Raw genomic sequence first — 12,916 nt, 5'->3', positions numbered from 1 at the left:
ACCCGGACCACGAGTCCACTGTCTCGCGGGGTTCCATTGATCCTATTTTCCCCTCCCCTGGCAGGATCGCCTGCCACGCGAAACAGGAGAAAACAGATGAGCAAGTACCGAAACGGTTTACCGCAGTTGAAAGGCGATATGTTCCTGACAGACGGCGGGCTGGAGACATTCCTGTTCTTCCAGCAGGGAATCGACATGCCGGAATTCGCCGTGTTTCCGTTGCTGGAAACCGACGCTGGTCGGGAAGAGGTGACGCGCTACATGGAACGCCATATCAGGATCGCTCTCGATAACAGGCTCGGCTTCATCATGGAGACGCCAACCTGGCGGGCCAACCCCGACTGGGCAGCCAGGCTTGGCTACGACCGTGAGCGTCTCGCAGAGGCGAACCAGGATGCGGTCCGCTTCATGATGGCGCTGCGCGACCGGTATGAAACCGCCGACACGAAGATGGTGATCAGCGGGAATATCGGTCCGCGTGGCGACGGCTACAGACCTGAGAGCACGATGACCCCGGACGAAGCGGCGGCATATCATCGCGACCAGATCGATGCCTTCGTCGAAGCCGGCGCGGACCTGGTCACGACGATGACCATGACCCATGTCGGCGAGGCCGCGGGCATCGCCCTCGCCGCGCGGGCCGCGAATATTGCGTCCGTCATATCCTTCACGACCGAAACCGACGGGCGGATTCCGACCGGCCAGACATTGGGCGAAGCCGTCGAAGCCGTCGATGCCCTGACCGACAGCGCGCCGGTGTATTATATGGTCAACTGCGCGCATCCGACCCATTTCGACGATGCCCTGCGGACCGACGCGGCGTGGCTCAAGCGGCTGCGCGGCATTCGCGCCAACGCCTCGACCCGGAGCCACGAGGAACTCGACAATTCGACCGAACTGGACGAGGGAAATCCCGTCCAACTCGGCGCCCAGTACCGGGCGATACGGGAACGCCTGCCGCACATTACGGTTCTCGGCGGCTGCTGTGGCACCGATCACCGCCATGTGGAGCAGATCTGCAACGCCTGCAGGATCGCGGCATGACCGCCGGCACGGTCACGCCGCATAAATGTGATCTATCTTATTGAAGGTGCCATAGTCCCCTGCGAGGCAGGGCTGCCTATTCTGTCGGCGGCAGGTATTCCCGGTACCAGTCCGTCGCCGCCGCCATGACCTCGCTGAACGCCGGCTCCGCATAGACCTCGTAATGGCCGTATCCTTCCAGCATGACGAGCTTCTTCGGGGCGCCGGCGCGGGCGAACATGGCTTCGGATTCCTCCGGCGGGACCAGCCGGTCATCGTCGCTGGTGATGAACAGCACCGGGCGCGGCGCGATCCTGTCCACCACCCATTCGGCGTTGAAGCCCAGCGTGTCGTCGATGAATTCCAGCGGCAGCGTGTCGATGGCGTTCGGGTTGTTCTTGCGCGCCGCCGCCGCCAGTTCAGCCGATTGCCGGTCGGGAAGCAGGATTTCGCTGCGCCCGGCCTGCTCCGACTGACCGGTGGCGGCCCGGGCCGCCCGATCCCGGGCCGAACGGTCCAGCAGGTCGGCCCATTCATCCGGCCGCCGCACGCTGCGCATCCAGCGCGCGCCATTGCCGACGCCGACGACGCTGACGACGCATCTGGCGCGGTCGTCGATTGCGGCCGTCCATACCACGGTCGCGCCGCCATAGCTGGTGCCGTAGAGGCCTAGGCGGTCCTCGTCGACCATGGGCTGCGCGCCGAGAAAGGTCATTGCCGCCTGCACATCCGCGACCCGGCTGTGCGGGGCAAGGCGGCTGCGCGGGCCCTCGCTCTTGCCCCAGCCCTTGTAATCGAAGGTCAGGACGGCGTAGCCCGCCTCGGTCAGGACCCGCGCGTTGTCCGGCAGGTACAGATCCTTCACCCCCGTATAGCCGTGGCACAGCACGATTCCCGCCCGCATGGTGGCATTATCGGCGCCTTCGGGCAGGAACAGGTCGCCATCCAGCTTGAATCCCTCGCTATAGAATGAAATCGCGGTGCGTGACATGGCGCCCTCCCGATACCGGTTTTCCATTGGGCAACGCTAACACCGGCGGCGCCGTGACCGCCACCCCTGCCCTGTGACACCGGTCACGGCGCCAATCCGGATAATCCGTTATAAGGTAGTCATGAACCCGATCCTGTCCACAGCGCTCAGCGGATTGCAGGCGGCGACCGCTAGGGTCAGCGTCTCCGCCAATAATGTCGCCAATGCCCTGACAAGCCGCCCGGCGTCAGCGCCGGAAGGGGTATTTCGGGCGCAACGGGTCGTGGCGCAACCGGTCCCGGGTGGCGGGGTTGCGACTTCGGTTCAGGACAGGGCGCCGGCGACGGTTTCCGGCCCGGATCCGTCGGTTCCCGGCGGGGTTTCGGTCTTTCCGAATGTCGATTTTGTCGAGGAAGCGGTTGAACAGTCCCTGGCCGTTGCCAGTTACCGGGCCAATGCGGCCGTGATTCGCGTTCAGCAGGAAATTGACGACGCCCTTCTCGACATAGAAACATGAGTAAGGTGAACGTTTTATGACACTGCGGCGCAACGTCGCAAGATTAACTGTTGATATTTTGCTGCGATGCAGCATATTCTGATGACCTACTAGGCCATATTTGGAGAAGTGATATGTCTGACAATACGTCCGGCCGCGGGTGCCTTTGGCCCATGTGGCCGCATTCTTCGGTTCCGAACCATGAATACTGCGGCAAGCAGAAGAAGGACGGCCAGTCCTATTGCGCCGAACATTATGCCCGCTCTGTTCGCACCAGCGAAGAGCAGAAGCAGGTCTTCGTACCGCGCCGGCTTGCAGCGTAATCTGATGCCGGGTCGCGCATTGTAGCGCTACCGCCCGCGCATTAGACTGCCATTACCCTCGAACAGGGGCCGGGTGCGGTGCATCCGGCCCCTGTTCGGGTTACGGAAAAGGCGGCGGGATGCGCGATCATACCTTGATCATCGATCGGTCGGATTCGCCGGCGCGTATTTCATACGCGCCGGTTTTCAATGTTGGCCCAGAACGGCGACCGGCGAGATCCAGCGATACAAGCTGCGCGCGGGAACAGGCTGAATCCGAAATTTCCCGCAGTGCGCGAGTGAAAGGCACCCGGTATACAGGCATGCCTCACGACGTGATGTGCCATGCGCAAAAAATAATTCGTGCCTGATCCGTCATGCGGAAGTCCGATGATGCGGAACGTCTACATAACTAATTCATTTTACGGCTTTTAACGGATGCGGGAATTGACGTTCCTATTCGTGGCGAACTGACTTCCGGCGGGTTCACATTCATGACCCGGCATGCTCTATTTCCATTGTTGGTCGCGTGAGGGGGCCGATGCTCGAGCGTTGCATTGACGCTACAGGGGAAAGTCCGTTTAATATAAACTTACGGGAGGCTATTCCCTGGCAGCAGGGTGACGATTTCACGCAGCATTTGAACACGAACGCCGCCGCAGCGAATAGCCCGGGCGGTTACAGCATCCAGTCAAACGATCCGGCTGTCATTCCAGGTCAACCGGCAATGCCCTTGGGGGGAGAGAATTTGTGCGCGTAAATGATGCGATTACCGGACTGATATTACTGATTATAGCAGTCGTGGTATTTTCCTATTCGATGACGTTCCCGCAACTGACGGGGATGCAGTTCAGTGCGGGATTCTGGCCGCAAACGTTATGTGTGTGCCTCGCACTCTGTGGAATATCGCTTATCTACACGGGAATCAAGGAACGGTCCGGCGGGCAGGCATGGGTCCTGCTCGACGAGTGGTGGCGCCAGCCCGGCACCGTCGTTACGGTGTTCCTCGTTCCGGGGGCGATCCTTTTCTATATCCTGTTTTCGGATTTTCTCGGCTTCATAATCACGGGGCTGATCATCCTGACGGTGCTTGCACTGCGCTTCGGCCTCAAACCGTTACATGCCGCGTTGCTCGCCGTCGTGACCACCCTTGGCATGCATTTTGTCTTTGTCGACTTTCTGCTGGTGCAACTGCCCTGGGGTCTCCTGGAAACCGTCGTCTTCGGTCCCTGAACCAGCCCGTTCGCTAGCATAGAGAGAAATGATCCGTGGAAAATTTTGTCATAGCCCTGGGGCTTGTCTTCGATCCGTATGTTCTTCTGGTGGTTTTCGGCGCGGCGATCTTCGGATTGTTCGTCGGCGCAATTCCCGGCCTTACGGCGACAATGGCGACGGCGCTGCTCATTCCCATCACCTTCTTCATGGAAGCGGTGCCGGCCATCGGGGCGGTCATATCCTGTAGCGCCATGGCGATCTTCGCCGGCGATATTCCCGCCGCACTGCTGCGAATTCCCGGAACGCCGTCATCCGCCGCCTATACCGACGAAGCCTATGCCATGACACGGGCGGGAAAACCCGAACGGGCGCTCGGGATTGCCGTCATCTGTTCGGCGCTGGGCGGATTGGTCGGCAGTCTCGTGCTGGCGGTATCCGCGCCGGTACTGGCCGAATTTGCATTGAACTTCACCAGTCTCGAATATTTCTGGCTCGCCTGCCTCGGCCTCAGCTGCGCCGCGCTGGTGACAACGGGGTCGCCGGTCAAGGGGGTCGTTTCGCTGCTGATCGGTCTGATGATTGCGACAACCGGCGAAGACATCATGAGCGGCTATCCCCGCTTTTCCTTCGGCAATCCGGAACTGGCCGCCGGCATCGACCTGATTCCGGCGATGATCGGCATGTTCGCCGTGTCGGAACTGATCCGCAATGCATCGACCATGAAGGTTTACAAGCGGGCCGAACTTTCCAATCTCGGGTCCATTTTTGCGGGGCTGATGCCAATTCTCTGGCGCTACAAGATCAACATGATGCGCGGCTGGACAACCGGCGTGCTCGTCGGCGCCCTGCCGGGGGCGGGCGCCGGAATGGCGGCCTGGATCTCGATGGCGTTCGCAAAGAAATTTTCCAAGGAGCCGGAGAAATTCGGCACCGGGCATCCCGAAGGCCTGTGCGAGGCAACGTCGTCCAACAATGCCGGTCTTGGCGGGGCTTGGGTACCGGCGCTGGTGTTCGGTATTCCCGGCGATGCGATCACGGCCATCGTCATCGGCGTGCTGTTCATGAAGGGCATGACGCCGGGGCCGACCATCTTCATGCATGCGGGCGACCTGCTCTATGCGCTGTTCATCATCTTCTTCCTGGCCAATCTGCTGATGGTTCCCATGGGCTGGGCGGCGATCCGGATCTCGCGGCATATCATTACCCTGCCGCGTGAAGTGCTGGTGCCGGTTATCCTGCTGTTCTGTATCGTCGGGTCCTTCGCGATCAACTCCTCGCTGCTGGGCGTGACGGTGATGCTGGCGCTTGGCGTTCTGGGTTATTTCATGGAGGAAAACGGCATTCCCATTGCGCCGGCCATCCTCGGCATCGTGCTGGGACGGATGGTGGAGGAGAATTTTTTCAACTCGCTGGCCAAGGGGCGCGGCGATCCGATGATCTTCTTCGACCGGCCGATTTCCGCCACGCTGGGCGTTCTGACCATCGCGATCTGGGTCGGCCCGCCACTGTTCCGGCTGTTCCAGAACCTTCGCGGCCAGACCCGTAACGCCTGACCGCAGGCGCGGCTGCGGCCCGTTTCTGGTGTCGCTATCCGCCTATCCGGGTGTTGATTACCCCGGCGCAATGGTCATACTTGGCTATCCGGGCGCATCGTTGTGCGATCCGGGACAGGGTCGGATACGGGGCGTGGGTAGCGGGCATGGATCTGGCGTTTTCAGGCGAATATCGCGAATTCCAGAACAACGTTCGGGCCTTTGTCGCGGCGAACCTGCCGCAGGATATTCGTGAAAAGGTGACGCGCGGCCTTCGGCTGGCGCGTGACGACCACCAGCGCTGGCAGAATATCCTGTCGGCGAAAGGCTGGATCGCGCCGGGCTGGCCGACGGAATATGGCGGCACCGGCTGGTCGGCGGTGCAGCGCTATATCTTCGATGAGGAATGCAGCCGGGCAGGAGCGCCTGGCGTCATTCCCTTCGGCACCAAATTCGTCGGCCCCGTCATCTATACCTTCGGGTCGGACGCGCAGAAAAGCTATTACCTGCCGCGCATCCTGAACAATGACGACTGGTGGTGCCAGGGCTATTCGGAGCCGGGCGCGGGCTCGGACCTGGCGTCGCTGCAGACCTGGGCGGTGCGCGACGGCGATCATTATATCGTCAACGGGACCAAAACCTGGACCACGCTGGCGCAATGGGCAACGAAGATGTTCTGCCTGGTGCGCACCGGCACCGAGGGCAAGAAACAGGAAGGCATCTCCTTCCTGCTGATCGACATGGCGCAGCCGGGGATAGAGATCAAACCGATCGTCACCTTCGATGGCGGCCGCGAAATCAACATGGTCCACCTGACCGACGTGAAGGTGCCGGTCGCCGACCGGGTCGGCGACGAGAACAGGGGCTGGACCTACGCCAAGTTCCTGTTGCAGCACGAACGCACCGGCACTGCCGGCGTCGGCCATTCCAAGGCGCAGATCCGGCGGCTGAAGGACATCGCGGCGCGGGAAAAAGCCGGCGGCCGCCTGCTGATCGACGATCCGGATTTCCGGGCAAGGATCGCGGAAGTCGAAATCGAACTGCAGGCGCTGGAATATACCGACCTGCGCTACCTGATGCAGGTCGCCGCCGGCAACCCGCCCGGCGCCGAATCCAGCCTGCTGAAGCTGCGCGGCACGGAAATCCAGCAGCGGATTTCGGAACTCCTGATGCAGGCAATGGGCTATTACGCGCAGCCCTGGCTGCCCGATGCGCTGGAATACGGCTGGAACGAGGACCCGGTCGGTCCGGCGGATGCGGCGCCCCTTGCGGCGGCCTATTTCAACAAGCGCAAGACGACGATCTATGGCGGCACAAACGAGATACAGCGCAATATCATCGCCAAGCTGGTATTGGGCCTTTAGGGCACATCAGGATTGCGGACAGGACATGGCGGGACAGCATGGATTTTGACCTCAGCGAAGAACAGCAACTGCTCAAGGACAGCGTCGAACGCTTCGTGCGCGAGGAATACCCGCTGGAAAAGCGCCAGAAACTGACGGTGTCCGAGGACGGGTTCAGCCGGCGGAACTGGGCGACGATGGCGGAGCTGGGCTGGCTCGGCGCGACCCTGCCGGAGGAATATGGCGGCATCGGCGGCGGTCCCGTCGAGGCCATGGTGCTGATGGAAGGCATCGGCCGGGGTCTGATCGTTGAGCCATATTTCTCGACCGTAATACTTGGCGGCAACCTTGTGCTCCGCGCCGGCGATGCCGCGCGCCGCCATGACATTCTGCCGAAACTGGCGGCCGGTGAAACCATGCTGGCTTTCGCCTATGTGGAACGGCAGGCGCGCTATGACCTGTTTGACGTGGAAACCACCGCGGTGCGGGACGGGGAAGGCTACGTGCTGACTGGCGCCAAGGGCGTCGTCTGCCACGCGGCCAGCGCCGACTGGATCGTCGTATCGGCGCGAACCGCCGGCGCCTCGCGCGACCGCGACGGCATCACGCTGTTTCTCGTGCCGAACAATACACCGGGCCTGACGCGCCGGGATTATCCGACCGTCGACGGGCTGCGTGCCTCGGAACTGGCGTTCGACAGGGTGCGGGTCGGCGCGGACGCGATTCTGGGCGAGGTCGACAATGGTCTTGTGCTGATTGAAGGGGTTGCGGAACAGGCGATAGCCGCGCTGGCGGCGGAAGCGGTCGGCTGCATGGACGTCCTGCTGGCGTCGACCAACGAATACCTGAAGACGCGCCAGCAGTTCGGCCAGCCGATCGGCAAGTTCCAGGTCATCCAGCACCGCATGGCCGACATGTTCATCGCCTGCGAGGAATCGCGCTCGATGAGTTACGTCGCGACGATGCGGCTGTCCGACCCGGATCCGGAACTGCGCGCGAAGACGGCGTCGGCCGCCAAGGTGCAGATCGGCAAGAGCGCCCGGTTCGTCGGCCAGCAATCGGTGCAACTGCATGGCGGCATGGGCATGACTGACGAGTTGAACATCGGTCATTATTTCAAGCGCCTGACCATGATCGACACGATGTTCGGCGACCAGAACCATCACCTGAAGCAATACGCCGCATTCCGCTAATCGTGCGGCCATGCCTCTTGGGGGGAATATGAGCGAGAGCGAATCGGAAGAGCCTGTATACGAAGCGCCTGAATTCGACGATTCCGTTACAGGCGGCGCCGACAGGATGGAATGGATTTCCGTCCGCGCGCTGGATGGCACGGGCCGGGCGAAACTTGTGGATGCGGGCGCCTATCTGCGCGGCGAGCTGAAAGCGCCCTGTTTCTGGGTGCAACTCGACCGGAATTATCCGGCGGTCCATCGCTGGCTCCGCGATGTATCCGGTCTCTCGGATGTCGCGACCCAGGGGCTGCTGGCGGAGGAATCGCGGCCCCGTTGTCTTTCCTATGAGGGGGGCGTGCTGTTGAACCTGCGCGGGGTAAATCTCAACCCGGGCGCCGATCCGTCGGACATGGTGTCGATCCGGATCTGGGCGGAAGCGGACCGCGTGATCACCGTTCGCCGCCGCAACCTGAAGGCGGTTCGGGATGTCGAGGAAAATCTCGAAGTCGGCGTCGGGCCGCGTACGACTTCCGAGTTTCTCGTCGCCATCACCGACCGGCTGACCGAACGCATGAGCCAGGTCATCAACGACCTGAACGACCAGGTCGACCAGCTGGAGGTGGACCTGCTGTCCGAGGAACCGGACGACCTGCGCGCCAGCCTGCGCAATTTGCGGCGCGAATCAATCGGGTTGCGCCGGTATATCGCACCGCAGCGCGACGCCATGGCGGCGCTGACGGGAGAACCGGTCGACTGGCTGACTCCGGTCGACCGGCAATTGCTGCGCGGCGTCGCCGACCGCCTGATCCGCTATCTGGAAGATCTCGATATCGCGCGGGAGAAGGCGACCTTCGTCCAGGACGAAATGAGCAGCAACCTGAACGAAAAGATGAACAGGAACATGTTTGTCGTTTCCGTCGTCGCCGGTATTTTCCTGCCGCTGACGGTGATCACGGGCCTGCTGGGCATCAATGTCGCGGGGATCCCCGGCGCGGAGTCGCCCTGGGCCTTTGCGACCGTGACGCTGATACTGGTCGCCGTGGTGGCCGGCGAACTGCTGCTGCTGCGCCGCCTGCACTGGTTTTGATCAGGCGTCCAGGCGGTAGAACTTTGTCGCCGTGTCGTGGAACATCGCCGCCTTCTCGCCGGCCGATGCGCCCTTCACCATTTTCTTGTTGGCGTTCCACAGCACGTTGTAGCTGCAACTGATCATGTCGACCGGGAAGTTGGATTCGAACATGCAGCGATCCGGTCCGAATTTCTCGATTGTGTGGCCGAAATAGCGCCTGTAGGCCTTCACCAGTTCGTCGCTGGTCGGCGGCAGCGGCCGGAATTCCCAGCCAAAACCGATATAATGCATGTTCAGCCCGCCAAGCTTGGCGTAGACATTCGGGCACTTCGACAACGCGGTCATGTTCTTGCGCCACTGCTTGAAGACTTCATCCTTCCTGTCGGCATAATGGCCGGTCATGACCGGGCCGCCGAAATGGTTGAGGACGATTTTGGTGTCCGGAAACGCCTTCGCCAGGTCCGTGACGTCGGGGATCTGGTGGAAGTAGCACCAGGCATCGAAGGTGAGGTTCCGCGGCGCCAGTTCGGCGAAGCCTTCCCGGAATTTCGGGTCGAGATACATGCCCGGCTGCGGATTGGCGCGGCCGTTGTAGACGTCGGGATGCGGGTCCCAGGTTGCAATCTGGCGAATGCCCCGGAAACGGCCCTTCGGTCCCCCGCCGGCCACGATATGCGCGTCCAGCGTCTCCGCGGCCTTTTTCGCGCCGAGGGTCAGGTCGACGGTGCCGACGATTCCTGCGGCGATTTTTGTGTCGCCATACAGGCCGGAAGCGCTCATCGCCGAAATGCCGTTGACGAATTCGGTCTCGCCGACGACCCGCAGATGCGCCGGGCCGCCTTTCCGGTGCATCGCGTGGGCTTCGATGAACACGGTGGACACGATGTTGTGGCCGCTGTTCAGGTCTTCCAGAATTTCGTTCATCAGGTAACGGTCGGCGACCCGTTCATGCTTGAATTCCCACAGATGGTGATGCGGATCGCAGATCGGCATGCCGGGGTCGATGGTCTTTTCCTGCACCTGGTTCAGCCAGGGGGTATTGCGTGCCATGGTGGTTCTCCCTAAAGGTTCGTATGCCGCGTCAGAGTTTGTAGATGCGCGTTGCCGTATCGTGGAACAGCGCCGCCTTCTCCTTCGCGGACGCGCCCTTCGCCATCTTCTTGTTGGCGTTCCAGAGCACGGTGTAGCTGCAACTCACCATATCCACCGGGAAGTTCGATTCGAACATGCAGCGGTCAGGGCCGAACCTGTCGATGACGTGTTCGAAATAGCGCCGGTACGCCGCGACCAGTTCATCGCTGGTTGGCGGCAGCAGCCGGTGCTGCCAGCCGAATCCGTTCATTTCCATGTTCAGCCCGCCCAGCTTCGCGACCACGTTCGGGCATTTCGAAAGGTCCGTGATGTCCTTGCGCCATGTCTTGAATATTTCGTCCTGTTTGCCCGCATAGGGGCCGATGCCGAGCGGCCCGCCGAAATGGTTCAGGATGATCGTCGTATCCGGGAACGCCTTCGCCAGGTCGGTCAGGTCGGGGATCGTGTGATGATAGCACCAGCCCTCGAAGCTGAGGTTGCGCGGCGCCAGTTCGGCGAAGCCTTCCCGGAAGGTCTTGTCCAGATACAATCCCTTGCCGGGATTCAGCCGCCCCCTCGGAATGATGGGGTCGGCATCCCAGCTGGCGCTGTGGCGGATGCCCTTGAACCGGCCCTTCGGACCGCCGCCGGCGACGATCTGCGCGTCCAGCACGGCGCCGGCCTTGCTGCCGCGGGTCAGGTCGGCGGTGCCGACGATGCCGGCGGCGACCAGCGTGTTGCCATAGAGTCCCGATGCCGCCATCGCGGCGACGCCGTTGACGAATTCGGTCTCGCCAACGCATCGCATGTGCTTCGGGCCGGTCTTGCGGTACATCGCGCCGCACTCGATGAAGACGGTGGATACGATATTGTGTCCGCCGCCCTGTACGTCCTCCAGGATGTCGTCCAGCAGGTAGCGATGCGCCACCCGCTCATGGCGGAACTCCCACAGGTGGTGGTGCGGGTCGCAGATCGGTAGTCTGGGCTCCAGGGGCTTTTCCTGCACCTGGTTCAGCCAGTTGGTATTGTACGCCATTTCGAAACCTCCCTGTTATGCGTCGCGAAAACGCGCGGCGAAGCCCTACAGACTGTAAATCCGCGTCGCGGTGTCGTGGAACAGCTTCGCCTTTTCACCGGCGGAGAAATCCTTCGAGATTTTCTTGAACGAATTCCACAGGATATTGTAGCTGCAGCTCAGCTTATCGACCGGGAAGTTGGATTCCCACATGCACCGGTCGGGGCCGAATTTCTCGATCACGAAGTCGAAATAGGGCTTCGTCGCGGCGACCAGTTCGTCGCTGGTCGGCGGCTTCGGACGGTGCTGCCAGCCGAAGCCCAGATAGTTCATGCCCAGCCCGCCCAGTTTTGCGACGACGTTTTCGCAGGTCGCCAGTTCGGCGAAATCCTTCTTCCAGACCTCGAAGATTTCATCGCGGCGACCGGCGTAACCGCCGAGTCCCAGCGGCGCGGCGAGGTGATTCATGATAATGACCTGGTCCGGATTGGCGCGGGCCAGGTCGATCATTTCCGGCAGTTGCGGATGATAGCACCAGCCTTCGAATGTCAGGCGGCGCCGCGCCAGTTCCTTGAAGCCCTCGCGATACGCGGGCTGCATGAGCAGGCCGGGGGCGGTAATGTCGCGGCCGTTCGGCACGGCCGGATCGGCGTCGTATGTGGCCATGTGGCGGATGCCCCTGAAGCGACCGTTGCCGGCGGCAATCTCCGCATCCAGCACGTCGCCGACGGCCGTGCCCAGCGTCAGGTCGGCATAACCGATGATGCCCGCGGCGACGCGCGTCTTCCCGTACAGGCCCGACGCCGCCATCGCGGCGATTCCGTTGGCGAATTCGACCTCGCCGACCGGTTTCATGGCCTCCGGCCCGTCCTCGCGGAACATGGTGCCGCATTCGATGAAGACAGTGGAAACGATATTGTGCCCGCTGCCGACATCCTTGACGATCTCGTCGATCATGTAGCGGGGCTCGACCCTCTCGTGCTGGAAATCCCACAGGTGGTGATGGGGGTCGCAGATCGGCAGATCCGGCTCGATAGGCTCCTCGGTGACCTGGGCAAGCCAGTCGTCATTCGTCCCCATGTCGTCATTTCCTCTCAATTCATACGGGTATCGGCCCGGACGGCTGTCCCGGCGGCGGCATGAAAGGGGACGGTAAATTCAATGACAGGCAGATTCAAGCATCGTGCGACAGTTGCCGGCCGCCCGCAACGCCGGGATGCGCTCAATCGTAGCTGATGGCGCCTTTAGGGATCGTCACATCGGTCGTGCCCATGACCCGCAGGACGGCGCGCAGCCGCCTGACGAGGTCGTCGCTGATCGACAGGTAGCGCATCCCGATGCCGGCCTGATCATTATGAATGACCTCGGCCCAGGTCTCGAATTCGAAGACATCTTCGCTGGTCAGCGGCAAAACAAAGCGGAGCATGACGCGTTCGCCGACCGCGGGCGAGCCCTCATAACCCTCGATTCCCAGGCCTGTCTCGCTCCAGTCCCGGACGTGGTGCGGCACGCCGTCGATATGGATCTCCGCCTGCGAACCGACGACGCGCTTTGCCGCGCGGCGTGGAAAAATCGTGCGGAACAGGCTGCTGAACATCATGAACGCATCTCAATCTATTAAGGGCGACAGTGCAATCCCGGCAGAGACTACACTGACAATCATCTAGGCGGCCTCCCCGACGGATGCGACAGTTTCGTTTGCAAG

General features: G+C 61.9%; 13 protein-coding genes. 8 read left to right on the top strand and 5 right to left on the bottom strand.

What is annotated here, in order from left to right:
* The first annotated feature begins 96 nt into the window (after positions 1-96).
* The gene (locus WD767_05865; protein MEX2615603.1) at positions 97-1,044 is read left to right on the top strand and encodes a homocysteine S-methyltransferase family protein; all 948 of its coding nucleotides are present in this window, start codon (positions 97-99) and stop codon (positions 1,042-1,044) included.
* A 76-nt stretch (positions 1,045-1,120) separates the two neighbouring features.
* On the opposite strand, the gene WD767_05860 is transcribed toward WD767_05865, so the two are convergent.
* Positions 1,121-2,014, bottom strand: coding sequence for an alpha/beta fold hydrolase (locus WD767_05860; protein ID MEX2615602.1), 894 nt, complete (start codon positions 2,012-2,014; stop codon positions 1,121-1,123).
* Positions 2,015-2,135: 121 nt separating this feature from the next.
* On the opposite strand from WD767_05860, the gene WD767_05855 reads away from it, so the two are divergent.
* The 7 genes from WD767_05855 to WD767_05825 all read left to right on the top strand — a co-directional run bounded on the left by WD767_05855 (position 2,136) and on the right by WD767_05825 (position 9,143).
* The gene (locus tag WD767_05855) at positions 2,136-2,510 is read left to right on the top strand and encodes a flagellar basal body protein (GenBank protein ID MEX2615601.1); all 375 of its coding nucleotides are present in this window, start codon (positions 2,136-2,138) and stop codon (positions 2,508-2,510) included.
* A 113-nt stretch (positions 2,511-2,623) separates the two neighbouring features.
* Positions 2,624-2,812 carry a GcrA family cell cycle regulator gene (locus tag WD767_05850; GenBank protein MEX2615600.1) on the top strand — a complete coding sequence of 63 codons (189 nt, stop codon included), beginning with the start codon at positions 2,624-2,626 and terminating at the stop codon, positions 2,810-2,812.
* A 729-nt stretch (positions 2,813-3,541) separates the two neighbouring features.
* Entirely contained in the window at positions 3,542-4,024 is a 483-nt protein-coding gene (locus WD767_05845) for a tripartite tricarboxylate transporter TctB family protein (GenBank protein MEX2615599.1), read from the top strand.
* A gap of 35 nt (positions 4,025-4,059) precedes the next feature.
* Positions 4,060-5,559: a tripartite tricarboxylate transporter permease gene (locus WD767_05840; GenBank protein MEX2615598.1), complete on the top strand. Its 1,500-nt coding sequence runs from the start codon at positions 4,060-4,062 to the stop codon at positions 5,557-5,559.
* 146 nt (positions 5,560-5,705) lie between these two features.
* A complete protein-coding gene (locus tag WD767_05835; GenBank protein MEX2615597.1) occupies positions 5,706-6,902 on the top strand; it encodes an acyl-CoA dehydrogenase family protein in 1,197 nt (398 codons plus the stop codon).
* 38 nt (positions 6,903-6,940) lie between these two features.
* Positions 6,941-8,074, top strand: coding sequence for an acyl-CoA dehydrogenase family protein (locus WD767_05830; protein ID MEX2615596.1), 1,134 nt, complete (start codon positions 6,941-6,943; stop codon positions 8,072-8,074).
* A gap of 28 nt (positions 8,075-8,102) precedes the next feature.
* Positions 8,103-9,143 carry a zinc transporter ZntB gene (locus WD767_05825; GenBank protein MEX2615595.1) on the top strand — a complete coding sequence of 347 codons (1,041 nt, stop codon included), beginning with the start codon at positions 8,103-8,105 and terminating at the stop codon, positions 9,141-9,143.
* On the opposite strand, the gene WD767_05820 is transcribed toward WD767_05825, so the two are convergent.
* The 4 genes from WD767_05820 to WD767_05805 all read right to left on the bottom strand — a co-directional run bounded on the left by WD767_05820 (position 9,144) and on the right by WD767_05805 (position 12,811).
* Positions 9,144-10,175, bottom strand: a complete 1,032-nt coding sequence (locus tag WD767_05820) for an amidohydrolase family protein (protein MEX2615594.1) — start codon at positions 10,173-10,175, stop codon at positions 9,144-9,146.
* A gap of 31 nt (positions 10,176-10,206) precedes the next feature.
* On the bottom strand, positions 10,207-11,232 hold the full coding sequence (locus WD767_05815) for an amidohydrolase family protein (GenBank protein MEX2615593.1): 1,026 nt from the start codon (positions 11,230-11,232) through the stop codon (positions 10,207-10,209).
* A 45-nt stretch (positions 11,233-11,277) separates the two neighbouring features.
* A complete protein-coding gene (locus WD767_05810; protein MEX2615592.1) occupies positions 11,278-12,291 on the bottom strand; it encodes an amidohydrolase family protein in 1,014 nt (337 codons plus the stop codon).
* Between the two features lie 142 nt (positions 12,292-12,433).
* Entirely contained in the window at positions 12,434-12,811 is a 378-nt protein-coding gene (locus WD767_05805; GenBank protein MEX2615591.1) for a PilZ domain-containing protein, read from the bottom strand.
* Between the last annotated feature and the right edge of the window lie 105 nt (positions 12,812-12,916).

The organism is Alphaproteobacteria bacterium (assembly GCA_040905865.1).
In the GTDB taxonomy this organism is placed as follows: Bacteria; Pseudomonadota; Alphaproteobacteria; order UBA8366.
This window is presented reverse-complemented; position numbering and strand designations above follow the sequence as displayed.

Bases quoted from the DNA above. Each gene is read 5' to 3' on its own strand.
- WD767_05850 (MEX2615600.1), top strand. From the start codon at position 2,624: ATGTCTGACAATACGTCCGGCCGCGGGTGCCTTTGGCCCATGTGGCCG.
- WD767_05820 (MEX2615594.1), bottom strand. From the start codon at position 10,175: ATGGCACGCAATACCCCCTGGCTGAACCAGGTGCAGGAAAAGACCATC.
- WD767_05830 (MEX2615596.1), top strand. From the start codon at position 6,941: ATGGATTTTGACCTCAGCGAAGAACAGCAACTGCTCAAGGACAGCGTC.
- WD767_05810 (MEX2615592.1), bottom strand. From the start codon at position 12,291: ATGGGGACGAATGACGACTGGCTTGCCCAGGTCACCGAGGAGCCTATC.
- WD767_05815 (MEX2615593.1), bottom strand. From the start codon at position 11,232: ATGGCGTACAATACCAACTGGCTGAACCAGGTGCAGGAAAAGCCCCTG.
- WD767_05865 (MEX2615603.1), top strand. From the start codon at position 97: ATGAGCAAGTACCGAAACGGTTTACCGCAGTTGAAAGGCGATATGTTC.
- WD767_05805 (MEX2615591.1), bottom strand. From the start codon at position 12,811: ATGATGTTCAGCAGCCTGTTCCGCACGATTTTTCCACGCCGCGCGGCA.
- WD767_05860 (MEX2615602.1), bottom strand. From the start codon at position 2,014: ATGTCACGCACCGCGATTTCATTCTATAGCGAGGGATTCAAGCTGGAT.
- WD767_05825 (MEX2615595.1), top strand. From the start codon at position 8,103: ATGAGCGAGAGCGAATCGGAAGAGCCTGTATACGAAGCGCCTGAATTC.
- WD767_05855 (MEX2615601.1), top strand. From the start codon at position 2,136: ATGAACCCGATCCTGTCCACAGCGCTCAGCGGATTGCAGGCGGCGACC.
- WD767_05835 (MEX2615597.1), top strand. From the start codon at position 5,706: ATGGATCTGGCGTTTTCAGGCGAATATCGCGAATTCCAGAACAACGTT.